This is a genomic window from Streptosporangium sp. OZ121, assembly GCF_051918885.1.
In the GTDB taxonomy this organism is placed as follows: Bacteria; Actinomycetota; Actinomycetes; order Streptosporangiales; family Streptosporangiaceae; genus Streptosporangium.
This window is the reverse complement of sequence record NZ_JBPXMC010000028.1, coordinates 1-21678: the sequence shown is the minus strand read 5'-3', so window position 1 is coordinate 21678 and position 21678 is coordinate 1. Positions and strand designations below refer to the sequence as shown.

21 protein-coding genes and 1 pseudogene are annotated in these 21678 nt (G+C 72.5%); 13 read left to right on the top strand and 9 right to left on the bottom strand.

Translation table 11 applies throughout. The features are described from left to right. Positions 1-347 precede the first annotated feature (347 nt). From ACTOQ1_RS34310 to ACTOQ1_RS34300, 3 genes are all read left to right on the top strand, one after another. Positions 348-812: a nuclear transport factor 2 family protein gene (locus ACTOQ1_RS34310; protein ID WP_440072126.1), complete on the top strand. Its 465-nt coding sequence runs from the start codon at positions 348-350 to the stop codon at positions 810-812. A 170-nt stretch (positions 813-982) separates the two neighbouring features. Then, positions 983-1657 (top strand): pyridoxamine 5'-phosphate oxidase family protein, encoded by a 675-nt coding sequence (locus ACTOQ1_RS34305; RefSeq protein ID WP_440072125.1) that lies wholly within the window; start codon positions 983-985, stop codon positions 1655-1657. 79 nt (positions 1658-1736) lie between these two features. Next, positions 1737-2378, top strand: coding sequence for a response regulator (locus tag ACTOQ1_RS34300; protein WP_440072124.1), 642 nt, complete (start codon positions 1737-1739; stop codon positions 2376-2378). A gap of 154 nt (positions 2379-2532) precedes the next feature. Here ACTOQ1_RS34300 and ACTOQ1_RS34295 read toward each other — a convergent pair whose 3' ends face one another. The 5 genes from ACTOQ1_RS34295 to ACTOQ1_RS34275 form a co-directional block, all read right to left on the bottom strand. Beyond that, on the bottom strand, positions 2533-4257 hold the full coding sequence (locus ACTOQ1_RS34295; RefSeq protein WP_440072123.1) for a sensor histidine kinase: 1725 nt from the start codon (positions 4255-4257) through the stop codon (positions 2533-2535). Positions 4258-4597: 340 nt separating this feature from the next. Then, entirely contained in the window at positions 4598-5989 is a 1392-nt protein-coding gene (locus tag ACTOQ1_RS34290; protein ID WP_440072122.1) for a helix-turn-helix domain-containing protein, read from the bottom strand. Between the two features lie 124 nt (positions 5990-6113). Further along, positions 6114-7628: an FAD-dependent monooxygenase gene (locus ACTOQ1_RS34285; protein ID WP_440072121.1), complete on the bottom strand. Its 1515-nt coding sequence runs from the start codon at positions 7626-7628 to the stop codon at positions 6114-6116. A 415-nt stretch (positions 7629-8043) separates the two neighbouring features. Continuing rightward, complete coding sequence (locus ACTOQ1_RS34280) at positions 8044-8472, bottom strand: nitroreductase family deazaflavin-dependent oxidoreductase (protein WP_440072120.1); 429 nt, start codon at positions 8470-8472, stop codon at positions 8044-8046. 84 nt (positions 8473-8556) lie between these two features. Then, positions 8557-8973: a winged helix-turn-helix transcriptional regulator gene (locus ACTOQ1_RS34275; protein ID WP_440072119.1), complete on the bottom strand. Its 417-nt coding sequence runs from the start codon at positions 8971-8973 to the stop codon at positions 8557-8559. A gap of 115 nt (positions 8974-9088) precedes the next feature. Between ACTOQ1_RS34275 and ACTOQ1_RS34270 the strand changes: the two genes are divergently transcribed. Beyond that, entirely contained in the window at positions 9089-9946 is an 858-nt protein-coding gene (locus ACTOQ1_RS34270; RefSeq protein ID WP_440072118.1) for an SDR family oxidoreductase, read from the top strand. A gap of 123 nt (positions 9947-10069) precedes the next feature. Here ACTOQ1_RS34270 and pdxR read toward each other — a convergent pair whose 3' ends face one another. Continuing rightward, positions 10070-11494 (bottom strand): MocR-like pyridoxine biosynthesis transcription factor PdxR, encoded by a 1425-nt coding sequence (gene pdxR / locus ACTOQ1_RS34265; RefSeq protein ID WP_440072117.1) that lies wholly within the window; start codon positions 11492-11494, stop codon positions 10070-10072. Positions 11495-11706: 212 nt separating this feature from the next. On the opposite strand from pdxR, the gene ACTOQ1_RS34260 reads away from it, so the two are divergent. The 3 genes from ACTOQ1_RS34260 to ACTOQ1_RS34250 all read left to right on the top strand — a co-directional run bounded on the left by ACTOQ1_RS34260 (position 11707) and on the right by ACTOQ1_RS34250 (position 14833). Then, positions 11707-12933 carry an MFS transporter gene (locus tag ACTOQ1_RS34260; protein ID WP_440072116.1) on the top strand — a complete coding sequence of 409 codons (1227 nt, stop codon included), beginning with the start codon at positions 11707-11709 and terminating at the stop codon, positions 12931-12933. Positions 12934-13093: 160 nt separating this feature from the next. After that, positions 13094-13723 (top strand): dihydrofolate reductase family protein, encoded by a 630-nt coding sequence (locus ACTOQ1_RS34255; RefSeq protein WP_440072115.1) that lies wholly within the window; start codon positions 13094-13096, stop codon positions 13721-13723. Positions 13724-13765: 42 nt separating this feature from the next. Continuing rightward, positions 13766-14833 (top strand): hypothetical protein, encoded by a 1068-nt coding sequence (locus ACTOQ1_RS34250; protein ID WP_440072114.1) that lies wholly within the window; start codon positions 13766-13768, stop codon positions 14831-14833. Between the two features lie 84 nt (positions 14834-14917). Here the strand turns inward: ACTOQ1_RS34250 and ACTOQ1_RS34245 are convergent, their stop codons facing one another. The 3 genes from ACTOQ1_RS34245 to ACTOQ1_RS34235 all read right to left on the bottom strand — a co-directional run bounded on the left by ACTOQ1_RS34245 (position 14918) and on the right by ACTOQ1_RS34235 (position 16997). Next, positions 14918-15679: an SRPBCC family protein gene (locus ACTOQ1_RS34245; RefSeq protein ID WP_440072113.1), complete on the bottom strand. Its 762-nt coding sequence runs from the start codon at positions 15677-15679 to the stop codon at positions 14918-14920. A 48-nt stretch (positions 15680-15727) separates the two neighbouring features. After that, positions 15728-16522: an ArsR/SmtB family transcription factor gene (locus ACTOQ1_RS34240; protein ID WP_440072112.1), complete on the bottom strand. Its 795-nt coding sequence runs from the start codon at positions 16520-16522 to the stop codon at positions 15728-15730. Positions 16523-16640: 118 nt separating this feature from the next. Then, entirely contained in the window at positions 16641-16997 is a 357-nt protein-coding gene (locus ACTOQ1_RS34235) for an ArsR/SmtB family transcription factor (RefSeq protein ID WP_440072111.1), read from the bottom strand. A 48-nt stretch (positions 16998-17045) separates the two neighbouring features. On the opposite strand from ACTOQ1_RS34235, the gene ACTOQ1_RS34230 reads away from it, so the two are divergent. The 6 genes and pseudogenes from ACTOQ1_RS34230 to tnpB form a co-directional block, all read left to right on the top strand. Next, positions 17046-18332: a cation diffusion facilitator family transporter gene (locus tag ACTOQ1_RS34230; RefSeq protein ID WP_440072110.1), complete on the top strand. Its 1287-nt coding sequence runs from the start codon at positions 17046-17048 to the stop codon at positions 18330-18332. Between the two features lie 185 nt (positions 18333-18517). Further along, positions 18518-19117: a hypothetical protein gene (locus ACTOQ1_RS34225; RefSeq protein ID WP_440072109.1), complete on the top strand. Its 600-nt coding sequence runs from the start codon at positions 18518-18520 to the stop codon at positions 19115-19117. A 69-nt stretch (positions 19118-19186) separates the two neighbouring features. Then, positions 19187-19414, top strand: a complete 228-nt coding sequence (locus tag ACTOQ1_RS34220) for a hypothetical protein (protein WP_350974245.1) — start codon at positions 19187-19189, stop codon at positions 19412-19414. A 29-nt stretch (positions 19415-19443) separates the two neighbouring features. Further along, a complete protein-coding gene (locus ACTOQ1_RS34215) occupies positions 19444-19998 on the top strand; it encodes a hypothetical protein (protein ID WP_440072108.1) in 555 nt (184 codons plus the stop codon). Positions 19999-20546: 548 nt separating this feature from the next. Further along, positions 20547-20711: a helix-turn-helix domain-containing protein gene (locus tag ACTOQ1_RS34210; RefSeq protein ID WP_440072107.1), complete on the top strand. Its 165-nt coding sequence runs from the start codon at positions 20547-20549 to the stop codon at positions 20709-20711. Next, positions 20632-21678: pseudogene (gene tnpB / locus ACTOQ1_RS34205) on the top strand (IS607 family element RNA-guided endonuclease TnpB); the annotation flags it as partial. The gene ACTOQ1_RS34210 and the pseudogene tnpB, both read left to right, overlap by 80 nt.

The following is a 21678-nucleotide window of genomic DNA, read 5'->3' as shown; positions in this document are numbered from 1 at the left end:
CGAATCCCCCCGGCCTCCGGGCCCGGGAAGCACGGTCGTGTCCAGTCCGGGAAACGCGGCCGCGCCGGCCAGGAAAGCACGGTCACGCCCGCTCCGGGGAGTACGGTCGCGCCCGGCTCGCGACGGGCCACGGGAAGGGCACCGCGACACCAAGAAGCCGCCAGACACGCGCACCGGAATCCGTACGCGGCCCGCGGGTTCCGTACCGTGCACGAAGGTGGCCGCGCCGGATCGGGCGGCGGCGACACCCGCGTCCGGAACGAACCGATGGGGTGCGGCCCTCCGAAACGGTGGCACGCTTCTTCCCGTACCTCCATCGCGCGAAGCACGACCATGGAGATGGTGACATGACACGTCCGCCGGTCCCGCCCTTCACTCTCGAAACCGCCGTCCTGAAGGTCAGGCTGGCGGAGGACGGGTGGAACACCCGCGACCCGGAGAAGGTGGCCCTGGCCTACGCCCCGGACTCCCGCTGGAGGAACCGCGCGGAGTTCGTCGACGGGCGGGACGCGATCGTCGCGTTTCTCCGGCGCAAATGGACCAGGGAGCTGGAGTACCGGCTCATCAAGGAACTGTGGGCCTTCGACGGGAACCGCATCGCCGTGCGTTTCGCCTACGAGTGCCACGACGACTCCGGCAACTGGTTCCGCTCCTACGGCAACGAGAACTGGGAGTTCGACGAGGAAGGGCTGATGCGCGCGAGGCACGCGTCCATCAACGACCTTCCGATCGCGGAGGCGGACCGCAGGTACCACTGGCCCCTGGGGCGCCGCCCGGACGACCATCCGGGACTGAGCGACCTGGGTTTCTAGGGAACGCTCGCGGAGCCGCCGGCGGGATCGCGCTCCGGCGTGCTCCCGCCCGCGGCTCGTCGTGGACGAAAGACCCGCCTTCCAGGGACCTCGGCCCCTGCCTTCGGACCCGCCGTCGCGATGGAATGGGACCACTCGCCACCGTCCTCACCTTCTCTTCGGGAGATGTCATGACCAAACACATAGCGACCCCCGGTGACCTGGGCAGGCGGGTGGCCCGGCTGCGTGACTCCCTGGGTCTGAGCCGCGAGCAACTGGCCGACAGGGCCGGGGTCGACATCGGGTACGTGGGCTACCTGGAGGAGAGCGCGGCCTCGCCGGCGGCGGAGACCGTGAGCCGGCTGGCGTCCGCCCTGGAGGTCGGCGTCGAGGAGTTGCTGGGCGCGGCGGCGAACCTGCCGCCCGGTCGCGGCCGCCCCGCCGCCGGGTCCCTGCTGGAGAAGCTGCCGGAGGAGGAGTGCCTGCGGCTGCTCTCCCCCGGCGGGGTGGGCCGGGTGGCCTTCAACGATCCGGGAGGACCGGCGATCCTGCCGGTCAACTACGTGATGCGCGAGGGCTCGATCATCTTCCGTACCGCCTTCGGCGGGCCGCTCGACGAGCCCCTGCGCACGGGTGTCCGAGGCGTGGAGCTCAAGATCGGTTTCGAGGTCGACCGGATCGACGAGGCCGGTCGCGAGGGCTGGAGCGTACTCGTCCGGGGCGGCGCCCACCACGTCTCCTCCGCCGAGGAGCATGCCGCCGCGGAGGCCTCCGGTGTCCAGGCCTGGGCGGGCGGCGACCGCGAGCTGTACGTCACGATAGTCCCCGCCGAGATCACCGGCCGCCGCATCCGGCACGCCCCCTGAGCGCGTACGGCCGCGCGGAGGCGACACCAGGGACCTTGGTCCCTATCTGTGAGGTCACGAGGGGACTAGCGTTCGAGTCATGATTCGCGTGTTCCTGGTCGACGATCACGAAGTGGTACGGCGGGGCGTGGCCGCGCTGCTGGAGTCCGAGGGCGACATCGAGGTGATCGGCGAGGCGGGGACCGCCGAGTCCGCGGTGGCCCGCATCCCGGCGCTGCGGCCGGACGTCGCCGTCCTGGACGTGCGCCTGCCCGACGGCAACGGGGTGGACGTGTGCCGTGAGGTCCGCTCCAGGGTGCCGGGGCTGGCCTGCCTGATGCTGACCTCGTTCGCCGACGACGACGCCCTGTTCAACGCGGTGATGGCCGGCGCGTCCGGCTACGTGCTCAAGCAGATCCACGGCTCGGACCTGGTCGGCGCCGTGCGCACGGTGGCGGGCGGCCAGTCGCTGCTGGACCCGCAGACGACCTCGGCCATGCTGGCGCGGTTGCGCGAGCAGGCCACCCGCAAGGACCCCCTGGAGGCGCTGACGGATCAGGAGCGGCAGATCCTGGAGCTGATCGGCGAGGGCCTGACCAACCGGCAGATCGGCGAGCGGATGCACCTCGCCGAGAAGACCGTCAAGAACTACGTCTCCAACCTGCTGGCCAAGCTCAGCATGGATCGCCGCACCCAGGCGGCCGCCCTGTCGGCCCGGTTGAAGGCCCATCGGCGGAACTGACGGCGCCTCCGTCCCCGGACGGCGGGCGTTCCGTCCCCGAACGGCGGAGGCCCCGTGACGACCGGCGACGGCCCCGTGACGACCGGTGATGGCTCTGTGCCTGGCCGGTGATGGCTCTGTGCCTGGCCGGTGGTGCGGAGCCGGTGCCCCGGGGTCACCCGGTGTCCCGCGAACCGTCACCCTTCCGCTCGAGCGGGACGCTCCACACCAGCCGGGTGCCGCCCCCCTCCGGTGTCTCGGTGCCGAGGAACCCGCCGAGGTTCTCGGCCCGTGTCTGAAGGTTGCGCAACCCGCTGTGCCTGCCGTCGGCGGGAAGACCGGCGCCGTCGTCCGTCACGGTGAGGACGAGCCGCTCCTCGCCGAGCTCCACCGACACCTCCACCTTGGAGGCCCTGGCGTGCCGCACCACGTTGGACAGCGCCTCGCGCAGTACCGCCGGCAGGTGCTCGGCGATCTCCGGGGGAACCCCGGTGTCCAGCCGTCCCTCCATGGTCAGGCCCGGCATGAAGCCGAGGTGGCCGCGCGCCCCCTCCACCAGGGCGACGATCTGGGCGCGCAGGCCGGTGTCGTCGCCGGGGGTCTGCAGGGCGAAGATGGTCGAGCGGATCTGCCGGATGGTGCCGTCCAGCTCGTCGATCGCGTTACGCAGCCGCTCGGAGGCCTCGGGCCGCTCGACGAGCCGCACCGTGCTCATCAGCGTCATGGCCACCGCGAACAGCCGCTGGATCACCACGTCGTGCAGGTCCTTGGCGATCCGGTCGCGGTCCTCCAGCAGTCCCAGCCGCTCGGCGTCCACCCGCCTCTCCGCGAGCTCCAGGGCGATCGCGGCCTGACCCGCGAAGGAACGCAGGGTGCGTACCTCCGCCTGGTTGAACGGGACGCGGCCCTGACGCTTGCCCAGCGACAGCACCCCCCGCACACCTCCCGTCGCGCCGAACGGCACCGCGGCCACCGGGCCGAGCGAGACGTACTCGGCGATCACGATCGAGACCTCGGTCTCGGCCGGGTCGGTGACCGTGACCGGCTCACCGCCGGTGAACGCCAGGCCCGCCAGGGACCCGGCGATCGGGGCCTCCGCGTCCACCACCCGCTCGTGGTTCTCGCCGTCGGCGACGACCGCCCGCAGGACCCTCCCGGTCTCGTCCGGCAGCAGGACCGCCGCGATGTCGGCCCCGGACATCTGCCGCGCCCGCCGCGCGATCAGCGTGAGCACCCGGCTGGGCTCGGCGCCCGACAGCAGGCTGGTGGTGACCTCCGCCGAGGCCTGCAGCCACATCTCCCTGCGCCGGCTCTCCTCGTACAGGCGGGCGTTCTCGATGGCGACACCGGCCGCGGCGGCCAGCGCGGTCACGATCGCCTCGTCCTCCTCGTCGAACTCGCCGCCGCCGCGCTTCTCCGTCAGATAGAGGTTGCCGAACACCTCCTCGCGCACCCGGACCGGCACCCCCAGGAACGACCCCATCGGCGGATGGCCGGGCGGGAAGCCGTAGGACGCCGGATGGTCGGAGATGTGGGCCAGCCGCAGCGTCTGCGGCTCTTTGATCAGCAAACCGAGCAGGCCGAGCCCGTGCGGCCAGTGCTCGATCCTGGCGATCTCCTCCTCGCGCAGCCCCACCGGGACGAACTGCACCAGCGTGCTGTGGTCTCCGGCCACGCCCAGCGCGCCGTAGGTGGCGTCGACCAGCCTGGTGGCGGTCTCCACGATCCGGCGCAGCATGGTCTCCAGGTCCAGGTCGCTGCCCACCGCGACCACCGCGTCCAGCAGCGCGTGCACCCGGTCGCGGGTGGACAGCACCGCCTCCAGCCGTTCTCGCAGTTCCTCCAGCAGCTCATCCAGCCTCATGTGCGGGATCAACGGCCCTGACTCGCCCTTCGCCATACTCCCGAGTCTGTACCCTCGGACGCGCTCCCCACCGGCCGGGGGTGATCGGCGTGTGATCGCCGGCGCCGTGCCCGGGTACGCGAGAACCCGCCCGGGCCCGGACGGGTTCTCGCGTGTTCGCCCTTCGCTCACCTCAGGATCGGCAGACGCCGCACCGGCGGGGTGCGGGCCCACCGGGCGCCGAGGGGATCACCGGCGCCCGCCAGGGCCGGCCCGGCCAGGACGCCGAAGATCCGCCGAGCGCGTTCTCGCCGGTTCCCTCCAGGAAGCCGGTGGCCGGGCCGCCGCCCGCGATCCAGGCGCGGTCCGCGGGCGTGGGGGCATCGGGGAGAGGACGTCAGCCTGCCCTCGACTCGTGCGAGACGCCGAGGTGCGCCGGAATCGCCGGGACGACGACCTCACGCCACGTCGAGCCGGGCGGGGTCTCCGCGCGCGAGCCGACCCCGACGGTTTCGAGCGCGCTGCGATAGGCGTTCGTCTGCCTCTCCGGCGCCCCGGCCCGGCCCCAGAGGTCACCGATCTCGCGCCAGAGCCTGGCCGAATCCCGGTCGACGAAGGAGGCCACCGAGGCGACCGGGTCGGCGAGCAGTTCCTGCGCCTTCTCCAGCGCCGGGCCGCCGTCTTTGGAGCGTGCCAGAGCGAGTTCGGCCAGAACCACGTACGCCATCGCCGGCACCGTCCCGCGCACGCCGGCGAGCAGGCCGAGGGCCTGTTCGGCCAGCTCCGCGGTGGCGTCCGCGTCGCCGGAGCGCAGCCGCACGCGGGAGAGCACGACCAGGCCCCGGGCATGCTCGATCGTCCCGGGCGACAGGCGCGAGAGGATCTCGACCGCGGAGGCGGCGAACTCACCCGCCCGGCCGAGGTCGGCGGCCTCGGGACGCACGGTGGCGATCCACGCCCAGCGCATCGCGCTCCGGACGTAGCGGACGGCCATCCGCGCGGGCCGGCCGGCGGCGACGGCGTCCGCCGCAAGCCGGGCGGCGAGCGCGGAGTCCTCCTCCAGCGCGGCCGTGCTGGCCCGCCACAGGCCGAGGACCTCCGAGTCGCGGTCGACGGCGTCGGGCAGGCGGGAGGCGGTCAGCACGCGCTCGACGTACGCGAGGGCGACCTCCATCTCGGCGAGCACGGCGGCGAGGTCGAGGGCGAGGTCGCCCTGGTCGAGCCCGAGCCGGTCGGCCTGGGCCAGAGCCTCCATCCCGAGATCCCGGGCGCGCAGCGTGTCACCCGCGCGGTGGTAGCAGCGGCAGAGCGCCACGGCGAGCGGAAGGTCGGCGAGGCGCTCGGGATGCGCCGCGGCCTCGCGGCGAAGCAGCTCGTAGGCCTCGACCGCCCGCCCCGTGTCCCCCTGGGCCTCCAGCGCGCGTGCCTGGCCGAAGCGCGCCCGCGCGGCGAGGGTGGCGTTGTCGTCACCCGCGGCCCTGGCCGTTTCCTCGAAGAGCCCGGCCGCGACGGCCGGGTCGCCGTGGCACAGTTCGAGCTCGGCCTGCCGCAGGGCGAGCGCGGTGTCGACGCGCTGGTGCGGCTCGATCCCGTGGAGCAGGAACTCCACGCCGCAGCCGAGCCGCTCGGCGAGCAGGCGCGTGACGACCGGGGTGGGAGTCCGTTTTCCGGACTCGATGAGCGAAACGTAACTGTCAGACAGGTCTGGCCCGGCCAACTGCGCCTGGGACATGTGCCTGCTCAACCGCAATCCACGGATGCGGTCACCGATGGTCGCTTGGCCTGCCATCACCGGAGCCGTTCCGTCGGCGGCACGATGAGATCCACGTCCCACTCCTTACGCACGGTTTACTGTCAATTACAGTAGATCGTACTGCTCTTCGTGGCCAGCGGGGCGGTGGCGACAGACCGTTTCACCCGGGTTTCGTGGTGGATGCCACCGGAGGGCGGGCGGCGCACCACGCGGCCAGAGCCGCGCGCAGGGCGACCTCGAGGGAGGCGGGGTTCCTCTCGTCGACGGCGCAGGCGATGTATCCGTCCGGACGGATCAGCAGGACGGGGAGGCCGGCGCTCGCGGGAACGGCGTGGACCACCCGCTCCCCGTACGGCGAGCCCGCCGCATCCGCCGGATCGCCCGCGGGGGCCAGGAGCACGAAGCGCCCGGCCCGCAGCGCCTCGTACAGCCGGATCGGCTCCCCGGCCAGGTGGATGTCCGGCACCCTCTGGCCGGCCAGCCAGTGCGCTCCCGGGAGGGCGGGGTAGGAGATGCCCAGGCCCGAGATGGCCTCGGCCAGCCGGCGGCCGAGGGGATGGATCCGGTTCGCGACGGCCGGGAGCATGGAGCGGGCGGCCCGCGATCTCCGGGTCGAGCCCATGGCGACGGCGAGCAGGGCGCCGTTGAGCCGCAGGGCCCTCCTGCCGACCGGGTACCGCTCGGTGTGGTAGGTGTCGAGCAGGCCGTCCGGCGCCCAGCCCTGGACCTCGGCGACGAGCTTCCAGCCGAGGTTGACCGCGTCCTGCAGGCCGGTGTTCATGCCCTGCCCGCATGCCAGCGAGTGCACGTAGGCGGTCTCGGCGGCCAGGAACACCCGGCCGACGCGGTAGCGGAGCACCTGCCGCTCGTCGCTGTGGGTCCTCGACAGATGGCGGGCGTCGTGCATGCCGAAGTCGCTGCCCGTGACGCGCCGGGTGGCCTCGCTCACCTCGTGGATGCTGAGCCGGGCGCTGTCGGGAAGCTGGCGCCGCCGGTCCCAGGTGATGACCTGGTACCAGCCGTCGCCGTGGGAGGAGACGAAGGAGAAGCCCTCGTCGTTGGCGATGAGGGTCACCTCCCGCTCCGGTCTCTCCTCCAGGCGGACGTCGGCCTGCATGACCGACTGCACGGTGGAGCGCCCCGGGAACGGGACGCCCAGCGCGTCCCTCACGACGCTGCGCAGGTCGTCGGCACCCACGACGAACCGCGCGCGCCAGGTGCGCATCGTGCCGTCGGCGCACACCTCGACGTCCACCCCGGCCGCGTCCTGGCTCAGCCCGACCGCCTCGGCGCCGCGCACGATCTCCGCTCCGAGCCGGGTGGCGCGCTCCTCGAGCACGCGCTCGGCGTTGTGCCGCGGGGTGCACAGCAGGAACGGGAACCGCGACGGCAGGCTGGACAGATCGAGGTCCAGGCCGTTGAACAGCCGCACCGTCTCGACGATCGTGCCGGTGCCGATCAGCTCGTCGGCGACGTCCCGGGCGTCGAGTTGCTCCAGCGTACGAGCGTGCAGGGGGAAGGCCCGGGTGAGCGTCGAATGCTGGGGGTCCCGCTCCACGAGCGTGCAGGCGACACCTCTCGCGGCGAGGTCACCCGCGATCAGCAGACCCGCCGGACCGGCACCAACAACCAGCACGTCCGTGTCGAACGGCACCATCAGTGTCTCCAATCCCACGCGAGGCGGCTCCCCCACACGAGCACCGGGATGAAAACCAGCGCCGAACCACTCCTGCCTTCCCCGCACGCTGAGATCCGGCCCCCGGACCTGACGGATCGCCACTCCGGCACCGTCCGTCCTTCGCCGCCGCCCCGTCCGGCCAAGGTCGTACGACAGACCACCGGCGGCCATCTCATGCTACGACCAGGCTTTTCCCGGCGTGTCGGCGCCTGCCCCACCCGCGGCGTGATCACCGCGATGCCCGCCCCCGGCCCGCCATCGCGGGTCACGGACCGGCCCCGCCGGGCTCAGCCCGGCACGCCACCCACCGGCCATGATCGGCTCGACCGTCTCCGGCGGGCGGCACCGGCCTCCGCCCCCGCGGCGACCGCCGCTCCGGGGATGCCCGTCGAGCGCGCGGCGGGCCAGGACCTCAGGCGCGGGTGAGGATCACCACCGGGATGTCGCGTGCGGTCTTGCGCCGGTAGTCGGCGTACTCACCGTGGATCCCGACCATCTGCTCCCACAGGGCGGGCTTCTCCCCGGCGGTCGCGGTCCGCGCGACGGCGGTGAACACCTCGTCCCGCACCTGCACCTCGACCTGCGGCTGGGCCAGCAGGTTGTGGTACCACAGCGGGTGGTCGTCGGCCCCGCCGTTGGAGGCGACGACCACGTAGGCGTCGCCGTCACGACCGTAGATCAGCGGGGTCCGCCGCTTCAGCCCGGACCTGCGTCCGACGGTGGTCAGCAGCAGGGTGGGCCTGCCGTAGTAGAGGTGGCCCTCCGCACCGTTCGACTCGACGTACTCGCGAAGGTGCTTGGAGACCCAGGGGGTGGGGGAATCGATGATCTCGTCGCTCATGCGGCTCACGCTATAGGTCTCCGGCGACATTTCTTGATCCGGTTCTTCCGGCCGCGCGGCGGGCGGGTCCCGGCACGGACGGGCCTACGTCGTCCGGCGGCCGCCCCTGGCCTGGTCGTGGCGGGCGCGGGCCTCCATGACCGCGGGCATCTCGCCCTCCAGCCATTCGATGAGGTCGAGCAGGCGCCGGGCGGCCTGATCGCCGAGCGGCGTGAGGCTGTACTCGACCTTCGGGGGGATGGTCGGCTCGGCCTCGCGGTGCACCAGGCCGTCGCGCTCCAGAGCCTGCAGGGTCTGGGCGAGCATCTTCTCGCTCACCCCGTCGACCCGGCGGCGCAGGGCGTTGAAGCGGTAGGTCCCCTCGTGGAGCGCGACCATGACCAGGATGCCCCAGCGGCCGGTGATGTGCTCCATCGTCTCGCGCGAGACGCATCCGCGCATGAAGACGTCGAAGGTGAGCTGGCTGAACTCGTCCAGCGGGGTCGCGGCCTGGTCGTCCATCCGTCCACTTTACTTTCTCGCCGCACCACACAAAAGAAAGCACTAACTTTTAGTTGGCACTGCGGATAAGTTAGTACTAACCTGGCGGCGACCCCTTCGAACGAGGAGAAGCGAAATGATCGTTGTCACCGGTGCCACCGGCCGGCTCGGCCGCCTGGTGGTGGACGGCCTGCTGGAGAGCGTGCCCGCCGACCAGGTCGTGGCGGCCGTGCGTGATCCCGGCAAGGCCGCCGGCCTGGCCGCGCGCGGCGTCACGATCAGGGAGGCCGACTACGAGCGGCCCGAGACGCTCGAGCGGGCCTTCTCCCCGGGCGACACGGTCCTGCTCATCTCCGGCGACGCCATCGGGCGGCGCCTCGGGCAGCACCAGGCCGTGGTGGACGCGGCCAGGGCGGCCGGGGTCGCCCGCATCGCCTACACCAGCGTGCTGCACGCCGACACCACGCCCCTGGCGCTGGCCGTCGACCACCGGGGCACCGAGGAGCACATCCGCGCCTCCGGGATCCCGTTCACCTTCCTGCGCAACAGCTGGTACACCGAGGTCTACGCGACGTCCGTCCTCCAGGGCGTCGAGCACGGCGTGATCCTCGGCGCCGCCGGTGACGGCCGCGTCGCCAGCGCGTCCCGCGCCGACTACGCGGCCGCGGCCGTCGCCGTGCTCACCGGCGAGGAGAACGGCGGCAAGATCTACGAGCTCTCCGGCGACACCGCGTGGAGCCTGCCCGAGCTGGCCTCCGAGACGGCGGCGGCCTCCGGCAGGCCGGTCGTCTACCGGGACCTCCCGCACGCCGACTACCTCCGGGCCCTGATCGACGCGGGCCTGCCTGAACCGGTGGCGACCATGTACGCCGACATCGACCTCGACATCGCCCAGGGCGTCCTCTCCCACACGCCGGGCGAGCTCAGCGCTCTCATCGGCCGCCCCACCACGCCGCTGCGCGAGTCGGTGACCGCCCTCCTCAAGGAGGCGTGAACTCCGGCGACGAAGCCGCCGTCCGGAAGCGGGCGCGCACCGTCATGACGAAGCGGCCGCTCGGAAGCGGGTCTGAAACCCCCTTGAGGGAACGGCACCGGCCGGTCGGGTCCCCGCGGTGGCTCAGCCGCCCCGCAGCAGGTCGGCGACGGCGGCGATGCCGTCGGAGATGGCGTCCGGGGTCAGGTTGCCGAACCCGAGGACGAGCCGTGCGGGAGACGCCCGTCGTTCCGGCGGGTCGAGGAGATAGCCGCTGATCCCGTACAGCGCGACGGACCGGCGACGGGCGGCCTCGACCACGGCACGCTCGTCCGTGCCCGGTGGTAGCTGGGCGACGGCATGGAAACCGGCGGCCAGCCCGCGTACCTCGACCTCGGGCGCGTACCGCCCCAGCGCGTCCACGAGGGCCGCCCGCCGGACGGCGTAGCGCGTCCGCATGTGGCGCAGGTGGCGGTCGTAATGACCCGACCGCACCAGGTCGGCGAGCGCGAACTGGTCGAGGACCGGCGAGCCTCGGTCGGCGAGCCGCTTCTGACGCGCGACACCGGCGGACAGCCGGGGCGGGCAGAGGATCCATCCGAGACGCAGAGCCGGGGCGAGCGACTTGCTGACCGAGCCGAGGAGCACCACCCGGTCCGGAGCCAGACCCTGCAGTGCCCCGACCGGTTCGCGGTCGTAGCGGAACTCGGCGTCGTAGTCGTCCTCGACGATCGTCGCGTCGCGGGCGACGGCCCAGGCGATCAGTGCCTGCCTGCGGCCGGGAGCCAGTACGACCCCGGTGGGCGACTGATGGGCGGGGGTGAGCAGCACGGCACGCGCGCCGGTGGCCGCGAGCGCGCCGGTGTCGACCCCGTGCTCGTCGACGGGGACCGCGACGATGTCGAGGCCCGCCGTCGCGGCGGCGACGCGGTGGTCGGGGTCGCCGGGATTCTCCACGGCCACGACACGCACGCCCTCCCCCGCCAGCGCGCGCAGGACGAGCTGCAGCCCTTGCGCGTACCCCGCGCACACGACGGTGTGGGCCGCGTCGGCGGCGGCCCCGCGAACCCGTCGCAGGTAGGCGGCGAGCACGTCGCGCAACATCGGGTCACCGTACGGGTCGCCGTAGCCGAGCAGGTCGCTGGGCACGTCGCGGCAGGCGCGCCGAAGGGCGCGGCTCCATCGTTCGCGGGGAAAACTCGACAGGTCGGGCACACCGGGCCGGAAGTCGATCCCGACGGGCGCGGTGGGCCCGGCAAGCGCGGCGGGCGGTGACTGCGCGTCCACCGGCGGGCGGGCGGCGGCGGCCACGCGGGTGGCCGAGCCGCCGCGCGTGACGAGGTAGCCCTCGGCCTGCAGTTGCGCGTAGCACTCGGTCACCAGGCCGCGCGAGACGCCGAGGTCACGGGCCAGGGCGCGTGAGGACGGGAGCCGCTCACCCGCGGCCAGCCGACCGGCGCGGATGCTCTCGCGCAGCGCGCCTTCCAGCTGCTCGCGCAAGGGTTCCGGCCGGTTCCTGTCAACCCGCAACAGGAGCTCCGGCCCCGAACCGGTCCACTTGATCGACATGAAACCGGACCTTATCGCTGAGCCGGTTCCCGCTCTAGGGTCGGCCCATGACTCACCAGAGGAGCGCCGCCGACAAAACCCGGGAGGATGCCGGGAAGACCCGGGAGGATCGCGGAGAGGCTCAGGGGGACGTCGCGGGAACCGGGGAAGACGGAGGGAAGGCACAGGGGGACGGCGCCCGCGTTCCGGATCCTCGTATCCTGAATCGCCCGATGGTCCTGCTGCTGGCCGCCTCGCTCGGCGCCCTCGGCGGCTTCTACCTGCTGGCGCCCGTCGTCCCCCTGTACGCGGCCACGTCCGGTGCGGGCGGTGTGGGCGCGGGCCTGGCGACCGGCACCATGATGCTGGGAACCGTGCTGACGGAGTTCGCGGTGCCCGGCCTGCTGCGCGCGTACGGCTACCGGGCGGTCATGGGACTGGGCCTGTTCCTGCTCGGAGCACCCGCCCTCCTGCTGCCGGCGTCGGCGTCCATGCCCCCGGTGCTGGGGATCTGCCTGGCGCGGGGTGCCGGGCTCGGGCTCGTGGTGGTGGCCGGTGCGGCCCTGATGGCCCAACTGGTGCCGGCCGACCGTCGCGGCGAGGGGCTGGGACTGTACGGGGTGGCCGTCGGGATTCCCTCCATCGCGTGCCTGCCGCTGGGTCTCTGGCTGAGCGAGCACATCGGTTACGGACCCGTCTTCGTCGCCGGGGCGGCGTCGGCGCTGCTCGGGCTGGCCGCCGTACCCGGCCTGCCCTCCCCGCGTGCGCGGACCGAACGGCACGGCGGGCCCCGGCGCGGAAGCCGGAGCGGGACCCACGACGGAATCCGGAGCGAGACCCAGGCCGGGTCCCCGGGCGGAGGCCGGAGCGGGATTCTCGGTGTCCTCCGCGACGCCGGCGTCGCCAGGCCCGCGATCGTCTTCGCCATGGTGACACCGGCGGCCGGTGTCCTGCTGACCTTCCTCCCGCTGGCCGCGCCGGAGCGGTCACGCGATCTGGTCGCGCTGGCCCTGCTCACGCAGTCCTGCCTCACACCGCTCGCGCGCTGGGCGGCGGGCCGGTACGGCGACCGCCACGGCCCCGCTCGCCTGCTGGTCCCCGCCACCCTGGCCGCCGCTCTCGGCACGGCCGGACTCTTCTGGGTGGACGTCCCTCTCGCGATGATCGCCGGCATGGGGCTGTTCGGGGTGGGCTTCGGCATGGCCCAGAACGCGACCCTGGCGCTGATGTTCGAGCGCGCCCCCGAATCCGCCTTCGGCCAGGTGAGCGCGGCATGGAACCTCGCCTACGACGCCGGGCTCGGCGTCGGCGCGGCCGGGTTCGGGCTCCTGGCCGGGTCGGTGGGCTACCCGGCGGGGTTCGCCGTCACCGCCGCCGTGCTGTTCACCGCGCTCGCTCCCGCCCTGTACGACCGGGCGGCGGGCAGCCCGGGAAGCAGGGCAGGGGACGCCGCGACATGATCGGCGACGCGAGGGAGCGATGTGCCTCCCGTCGCACACGGGAGGCACGCCGGGCGGCGAGGGTTCCGGCGACCGGGTCCTGACGACCAGGATGTCGACCATCAAGACTTCGACAACGAGGGCTTCGGCGACGAGGTCCCTGACAACGAGGAGAAATCTCGTGGGAACGGTTCTTCTGAACATCACGATGTCGCTCGACGGCTTCGTCGCCGGGCCCGACATCGGCGTCGAACAGCCCATGGGCAAGGGCGGTGAGCGGCTCCACGAATGGCTGTTCAACGACGACGCCGACCGGGAGGTGGACGCCGGGGTGCATCGGGACCTGTCCGCCTCGACGGGGGCGGTGGTGGTGGGCAGGCGGACCTTCGACGTGGGGGTGGGGCTGTGGAAGGACACGCCTTTTCCCGCGCCGTGCTTCGTGCTCACCCATGAGGACCGGGAGGAGCTGCCCATGACGAGCGGGACCTTCACCTTCGTCTCCGACGGCCTCGAGAGCGCGATCCGGCAGGCACGGAAGGCGGCCAAGGACAAAAACGTCCTCGTGATGGGCGGGGCGGACATCGCCGGGCAGCTCGTGAGAGCCGGGCTCGTGGACGAGATACAGCTCCAGCTGGCACCGGTGCTGCTCGGGGCCGGAACCCGGCTCTTCGACCACCCGGGCGGCGACCGCGTCGAACTGGAAAGGACCGGCCTGATCGGGTCCGCGCGCGTCACGCATCTGCGGTTCCGCGTGGTGAGACAGGGGGTGGGCACCGCGCCGACCGGCGTCTCGCACGTGTTCGGGTTCTGAAGGCGTTGAGACGTCCGGGCACGGCACTCACATACTGGTCCGATGGGACATCGCGCGAATTACGTGATCGTAGAGTCGGGTCGCGCCTCGATTCACTACTCCCAGTTCGGCGCGCTCAACATTGCCGTTGACGCGCTGCTCGGGCCGCAGGAGCTGGCGGACTACGCCGGTGAGCTGGAGACCCGCGACAAGCTCACCGATGACACGTGGTGCGAGGGCGCGCTCCTGGCCGACTATGACGTCAGACTGCTGCTTCTGCACACCGACCACGGCCCCGCTCGTGAGAGCATCGGATTCCGGCGCGCGTACCTGGCCGTGTTGCGGGAACGCTGGCCCGGCTGGCAAGTGCGTTGGGCAACCCGCGACCAGGCGGACATCGTCGATCACCTCGGGATGAATCCGGAGAACGTGATCGAAGACCGGTCCCCGCAGTGGCCTGCGATGACCGTCGCCGACGTCGTCGCAGGACTCGGCGTGGCCTACACCGTTTTCAACAAGCCGGTGACCACCGAGGACTACCGGCGCTCGGTGGATCTCACCGAGTCACCGCCCGGCCTCGGCGGGCCCCACGCCGAAACGGTCCTGACCGTACGCTTTGCCGACGGCGCCATCCGCGACTTCAGCTGCGGCTGGGACATTCCCGTCGGCGCCGCACTCGACACGGGTCCCGACCTCCTTGCGGCACTGGACGACCAGGCCGGTCACCGGCTCCCCAACGAGCTGTGCGCAGGAGAGGGCGCCTTCGTCGATGCCCGCACCCGGCGGATCTGGGCCTGGCCCACCCCGCGACGCCGGGGCCTGGAACGCTCTGCTCAACGGTGGCCTGGCTGGACCGTAGGGTGGCACGACGAGGGACTCCCCGAGCAGGCCGCCCGGTCGGGCCGGTCGCCCGCACCATACCGGCTGACCGCCGACCACCTGCTCCGCCTCGGTGCTCGGCTACTCGGCGCCAGCCAGGAACAGGCCTGGAGCTGTCTGGAGGAACACGCCGCCGCCCTGCGGCAGCAGGGCGGCCAGATCCTCCACCAGAGCCGGCGTCCACCCGCACGACCGGACCTTCCCGATGAGCGTGCCCAGGCCGTCCTTGCCCGGATCCTCGCTCACGCTTGACACGCTCCACGGCCGGCCCGGACGCCGTGTTCCCGTGCTTTCCGCCTTCGTGGACGAGCCCGCCCCCGTGAGCGGCGGCCGGTCTCACCCGTTCGGGAACCGCTCCGCGCCGGCGGGGGCGTCCTGGTCGTCCGCGGGAGCCTCCGGGAAGTTCCGTCCCCACCAGGCGGTCCAGCGGGATTCGAGCTCGGCGAACGCGGTGTCGTCGAGGCCGTACGTGGTGAGCACCATCATGGCGCCGCCGCCCGGATTGGCGGGCGAGGGCGGGTTCTGGGCCGCGACCAGCAGGCCGTCGCCCCAGCCGTCGACGGTGAGACCGACCTGGTTGGCCGAGCGGAACCGGACCTGGCCGCGCAGCGTCTCCCCGGTGGGGCCCTCCAGCTCGTACGGGCTCGCCGGGGGCAGTCCGGCCACCGCCGCGAGGCCGGTGGCCTCCAGCACCGGCGTGACCGGCGTGCCGGAGAGGAAGACCGTGCGCCGGTCGGCGCCCGGGTGCCGTTCAAGGGCGAACGCGAGCTGGTGGACGAAAGTGATCCAGCCCTCGGTGATGTCGTCGTAGTAGGCGTCCCACTCGGGGTTGCCGCCGCGCGGGGCGCGGGTCATCCGCAGGCGCGTACGGCCGCCGAGGTCGGTCAGCTCGAACAGGTCGCCGCCCTGGACCTCCAGCCGGTGCTCGGCGGCCGACTCCACGACGTTCTGGTGGTAGATGACCTCGATCTCCTTGTCGAGGCCGTCGAAGTGCCAGCCATGCCAGCGCCGGATCAGCTCGGGATCGCGCAGCGCGCTCCACACGTCGTCGACGGGTGCGGCGATGGTGACCTCAAGGGAGAACAGCTCGTCTGTCATCGGATGCCTCTCAACGTGGGGCCCCGGACCTTGGTCCCGGGACGGATGTCAACTGCGGGTTTCCGGCGTGCCGGGGGCGGGCTGTCCGGCGGTTTCCGGTGTGCCCGGGACCGGACGTCCGCCGGTCCCTCGCGTGCCGGGGGCCGGATGTCCACCGGCGACGAGGCGGTAGGGCCGCCCTCCGGGGGTGTCGAAGCGGGCCGCGACCCGCGAGAAGGCGTCGGCGAGCGCGTCGGTGAAGTCGTGCACGTCGCCGGGCTCGGCGAAGCGCACCCGCGCCTCGAGGGTGAACGTCAGCAGCCGGACGCCCTGCCGGTCGGCGGCGGCGGCCATGCGGGTGACGTCGCGCACGGTGCCGGCGGCCACCTCGACGAGATGCTCGGCGGCGTACTGGTCGGCGACGCGGCGGAAGACCCCGGCCACCTCGGCGGTCCCGATGGCCCCGTCACCGTCGCCGTCGCCACTGGCTTCGTCGGCCTTGTCGCCTCCATCGGCCTCGTCGGCCTCGTCGGCTTCATTGGCTTCATTGGCTTCATTGGCTTCATTGGCTTCGCCGGGTGAGGTGAGCACGCCGGGATCGACGAGGAAGGCGTTCGCGGTGACGCCCATGACGCGCTCGACGAAACCGCGTCGCGGGCGCTCCTCCACCAGCTCGATCAGCCCCGCCTCCTCCAGCACCCTGAGGTGGTATCCGACCCGCTGGCGCGGCAGGTCGAACTCGGCCGCGAGCTGGACCGCGGAGGCGGGCTCGCGCAGGCGGGCGAGAAGCCGTCGGCGGATCGGGGTGAGCGCCACGCGCAGACGGTCGGGCTCGTCCATGAGTGTCATCTCGGTCGCGGCCATGCCCATATGGAACCATTAGACAAATTAATCTGTCAATTGACATCGCAACCGGACACGACCCACGGGAAGCCGGTGGCCGGGCCGCCTTCATCCGGCGTACGCCGGCCGGGCGCTCCGGTCAGTCGTGGCGCGGGATGCCGGAGACCTCGTGGTCGGCGTGGAACAGGGCCTCGCCGATGAGCGCGCGGACATGGGCGTCGCGAGCCCGGTAGAGCACGCGGCGGCCGTCCCTGCGGGTGCGCACCAACCCGGCCAGGCGGAGTTTCGCCAGGTGCTGGGAGACCGAGGGACGCGCGACCCCGATGGCCTCGGCGAGCGAGCCGACGTCGTACTCCCCCGACGACAGCAGCCACATCAGGCGCAGCCTGGTGGCGTCACTGAGCATCCGGAAGGCCTCGACGGCGGCCTCCACCTGGGCGCCGGTGGGTTGCTCCTGCGACGAGTTGTCACCTGATTGATTGTCGCGTGCATACATGACTACATATACTCCGGGAAAAGGGCACCGGTAGCAAACGAGGTAGCCATGTCCGACCAGCAGGACGCGGGTTCTCCGTCCCCCGGAGAACCCACCGGCCCCTGTTCCCCCCACGGTCAGGGCCACGAGGCCGCGCACGATCCGCCGCACGAGCACGGGCCCGGCCATGACCATGAACACGGGCACGGGCACGGGCACGGGCACGGGCACGAGCACGAGCACGAGCACGAGCACGAGCACGAGCACGAGCACGAGCACGAGCACGAGCACGGCCATGACCATGAACACGGGCACGAGCACGGACACGAGCACGGCCACGGTCGTCATCACGAGCGTGGCCACCGGAGACGGCGGTTCGGAGGACTGCTCTCACGAGCCGGCCACGCCCTCACCCCGCACAGCCACGACAGCGCGAGCAGGACGGACACCGCCCTGGAGTCCAGCAGCCGCGGGATGCGCGTGCTGGCCGTCTCCTTCGCCGTGCTCATGGTGACCGCCGCCGTCCAGGCGGTGATCGTCGTCTTCTCCGGCTCGGTCGCCCTTCTCGGTGACACCCTGCACAACGTGGCCGACGCGCTGACCGCGCTTCCGCTGGCGATCGCCTTCTCCCTCGGCCGCCGGGCGGCCACCCGCAGGTTCACCTACGGCTACGGCAGGGCCGAGGACCTGGCCGGGATCGCCATCGTCCTGGTCATCGCCGCCTCCGCCGCGCTCGCCGGATACGAGGCCGCGCGGCGCCTGGCCGACCCCCAGGAGGTGCGGGCGCTCGGCTGGGTCGCCGCGGCGGCCGTGATCGGCTTCGCGGGCAACGAGTGGGTGGCCCGCTACCGGATCCGGGTCGGGCGCCAGATCGGATCGGCCGCGCTGGTCGCCGACGGGTTGCACGCCCGCACCGACGCCCTCACCTCGCTGGCCGTCCTGCTGGGCGCGGGCGGCTCGGCACTGGGTCACCCGATCGCCGACCCGATCGTCGGCCTGCTGATCACGGTGGCCATCTGTCTCGTCCTCAGGGACGCGGCCCGCGAGATCTACCACCGGCTGATGGACGCGGTCGATCCGGCGCTCGTCGACCGCGCGGAGCGGATCCTGGCCGCCACCGGCGGCGTGCGGCGGGTGGGATCGGTGCGACTGCGCTGGGTGGGCCACACGCTGCGCGCCGAGGTGGACATCGTGGTCGGCGAGGACCTTTCGCTGCTCCAGGCGCACGCCGTGGCGGTGGAGGCCGAGCACCGGCTGATCCACCACCTGCCCCGGCTGAGTGCCGCCACCGTGCACGCCGACCCCGATGGCCTGGAAGGCGCCGACCACCACGCCGTCCTGGCCGGGCACCGGTAGGGCGGGCCGTACCGGAAGGTCGCGGGACCGCCCCGCCGGACATCGTCCGCGGACGCGTACCCGCACGGGCCGGGGCGCGGGAGAGGTAGTCTCGCGTGATCACCGTCGCGGCCCGCGGACCGGATCGCCCGGCCCGGCCCGCAAGCCGCGGCGGATCGCCCCCCGATCCAGGAGAAGCGGCTGCGTTGGCCGACCACAGCAGAGGACGCCCCGGCTGGCTGCACGTCGGCCCACTGGAGGTGCGGCTGACGCGCACCTGGGAACCTGGCACGTTCCCACCGGCGGAAACACTCCTCGCGATACTGACGCTGGCGGCCGTGCCGCAGGCTCTCGCCACCCGCCTGACCACCCACCTGAGCGGTGGCATCGTGGTGGGGCCCGGATCGGTGCCCGACCTTCCCGGCTTCGAATGGCTGCGCGGCGTCGCGCTGCCCCTGCAGGCGGGCCTGTGGGAACGCAGCGCGGGCGTCTACGACCCCCGGCGGCGGCGGATCGGGGTGGGGAGCGCCCCCTCGCCCTCGGTGTCGGTGTGCGGGCACGAGATCGGCCACGCCACCGACCACATGGACCGGCTGCCCTCGCACTCCCCGTTCTGGACCGGCCTGCACGCTCGCACCCGCGGCCGTCTCCGGCCGCCCTACCGCGACGACGTCACCGAGCTGTTCGCCGAGGCCTTCGCCTGCGTGCTCACCCGGAGGGCGACCCGGCTGCTCCACCTGATCGGCACGGAGGCGGAGGCCGAGCGGGTGTATCACCAGCTGTCCGGGCAGTACGGCATCGGTTGACCGGGCGTGCCACGACCCCCGGAGCTATGCTGGGCCGACAGCGGTCAGAGACGACGGAAAGGCCACGCCATGAACGTGACCATGCTGCCGGGAGGCACCCTCCGCGTCCCCGCGACGACCACGCTGGCCAACGGCACCAAGATCGACGGCACCCGCGACATAGGCCGCGACGATCCCGAATACTCCGAATGGCTCGCCCTGGCACAGGACGAGGACGAGCAGCGCCGCCGCGACGTCGAGGAGCGCGACTCCGATCGTGAGATCCTGACCCGCTGGCGCACCCGCCGGAGCGCGTGACCGCGCTCTCCGGTCGTCCGGAGCATCCTGTGGACGCCGGCGTGAACGGCCACGTGCCGCGCGTCTCGCGCTGGCTGCGCACCCGCCCCGCCCGGGCGGGCCGCACCCGCGTCCTGGCGGTCGAGGGACGCTCGGGGTCGGGCAAGTCCACCCTCGCCACCGCCCTGGCCGCGGAGCTGGCCGCGCCCGTCGTACGGATGGACGATCTCTACCCGGGGTGGGACGGCCTGCTGGGAGGGGTCGACGCGCTGGTCGAGTGGGTCCTGCGACCGCTGAGCCTGGACCGGCCCGCGCGGTGGCGACGCTACGACTGGGCGGAGGGCGCCTACGCGGAGTGGCACGAGGTCCCGGGCACCGGGATCCTGGTCCTCGACGGCACCGGCTCCGGCGCCCTCGCCGCCGCGCCGTACCTGAGCGGCCTGCTGTGGCTGGAGGCGGCCGACGGGGTACGAAAGGCCCGCGCGCTGGAGCGTGACGGTGATCTCTACGCCCCGCACTGGAACCGCTGGGCGGCTCAGGAGGAGCGTTTCCACGCCCGCGACGACGTCCGTGCCCGCGCGGACCTGACGATCGCCACCGGCTGAGGCCCGAAAGGGGAAGGCGAGACGGCGGAGCGGGCGGAGGAGCGGTCCGGGCCGGGCGGGAACGGCCCGGGGCCAGCGGCGCGGCCGGGCCGGGGGTTGGAAGCAGTTGGTGGTTGAGCATGTATCAGGATGCGTGAGTGAACGCGAAAGAGTGGGTTAAGGCGCAGGGTGTCCACCCGATCACCGCTTACCGGTGGTTATCGGAAAGGCATTTTGCCTGTGCCCGCCCGTAAGATCGAACGGCTGAGCCTGGTCGCAGACGTCGATCCCGTCGCCTGGCACGGCGCGACCACCGTGGGGCAGGCCTGCGTCTCTTCTGTGGAGGCGTCTTCCTCGGCGTGCCCGCCTGCACCGGCCCCGACCCGGCGGTCGCGGGCTGCTGCGAGATCCAGCTCGCCGCCCCGTCACGGCTGGCAAGGCCACCGGCTCCCTCTGCGGCTTCCTGCGCTCCCGAGGCGGGCGTAGGTCTGTTCGCCGATCGGGGAGTCATTGATCATGGCTCCTACGGTACGTTGACGGTCGGCGACGTAGCGTGAGGGGGAGGGTTGATGCGGGTCCACCAGGCCTACCGCTACGCCCTGGATCCCACCCCCGAGCAGGCGCGCCTGCTCGCCTCCCACTGCGGCGCGGTTCGCGTTCAACTGGGGCCTGGCCCGCATCAAGGCCGCGATGGACCAGCGCGCGGCCGAGCAGTCCTACGGCATCGCGGATGAGATGCTGACCGAGGTGCCGTGGTCGTTGTACGGTCTGCGCCGGGCGTGGAACACCGCCAAGAACACCGCCAAGGGCGACGTCGCGCCGTGGTGGGCCGAGCACTCCAAAGAGGCCTGCACCACCGGCCTGGACAACCTGGCGCGGGCGTTGAAGAACTGGGCGGCCTCCCGCAACGGCACGCGGGCGGGCAAGAAGATGGGGTTTCCCCGGTTCAGGTCCAAGCACCGCACCACCCCTTCGTGCCGGTTGACCACCGGCGCGATCCGGGTGGAGGCCGACCGCCGCCACGTGACGCTGCCCCGCCTGGGCACCATCCGCACCCACGAATCGACCCGGAAACTCGCCCGGCATCTGGAGCGCGGCACGGGGCGGATCCTGTCGGCCACCGTCCGCGGCGAGGTGGGCCGCTGGTTCGTCGCGTTCACCTGCGAGCTCGACCGCACCGACCGCGCCCCGGCCCGGCCGGAGGCCGTGGTCGGCGTGGATCTCGGGGTCAAAGACCTCGCGGTGCTGTCCACCGGGGAAGTCGTCGCCAACCCCAAACATCACCGCTCGGCGCTCACGCGGCTGCGCAAGCTGAACAAGCAGCTCGCCCGCCGAATCGGGCCACGCACCCCCGACGGCGCCAGGCGCGAGGCCTCCGCCCGCTGGACCAAGACCAAAGCCGCGCTCGGCAAAGCACATGCACGGGTGGCCAACCAGCGGCGCGACGGCCTCCACCGGCTCACCAGCCGCCTGGCGGCCACCTGGGGCACGGTCGTGGTCGAAGACCTCACCATCTCCGGGATGGTCCGTAACCGCAGCCTGGCCCGCGCCGTCGCCGACGTCGCCATGGCCGAGGTGCGGCGGCAACTGTCCTGCAAAACCGCATGGAGCGGCGGCAGGCTCATCGTCGCCGACCGGTGGTATCCCTCCAGTAAGACCTGTTCGGGTTGCGGCGCGGTGACAGCCAAGCTCGCCCTGTCC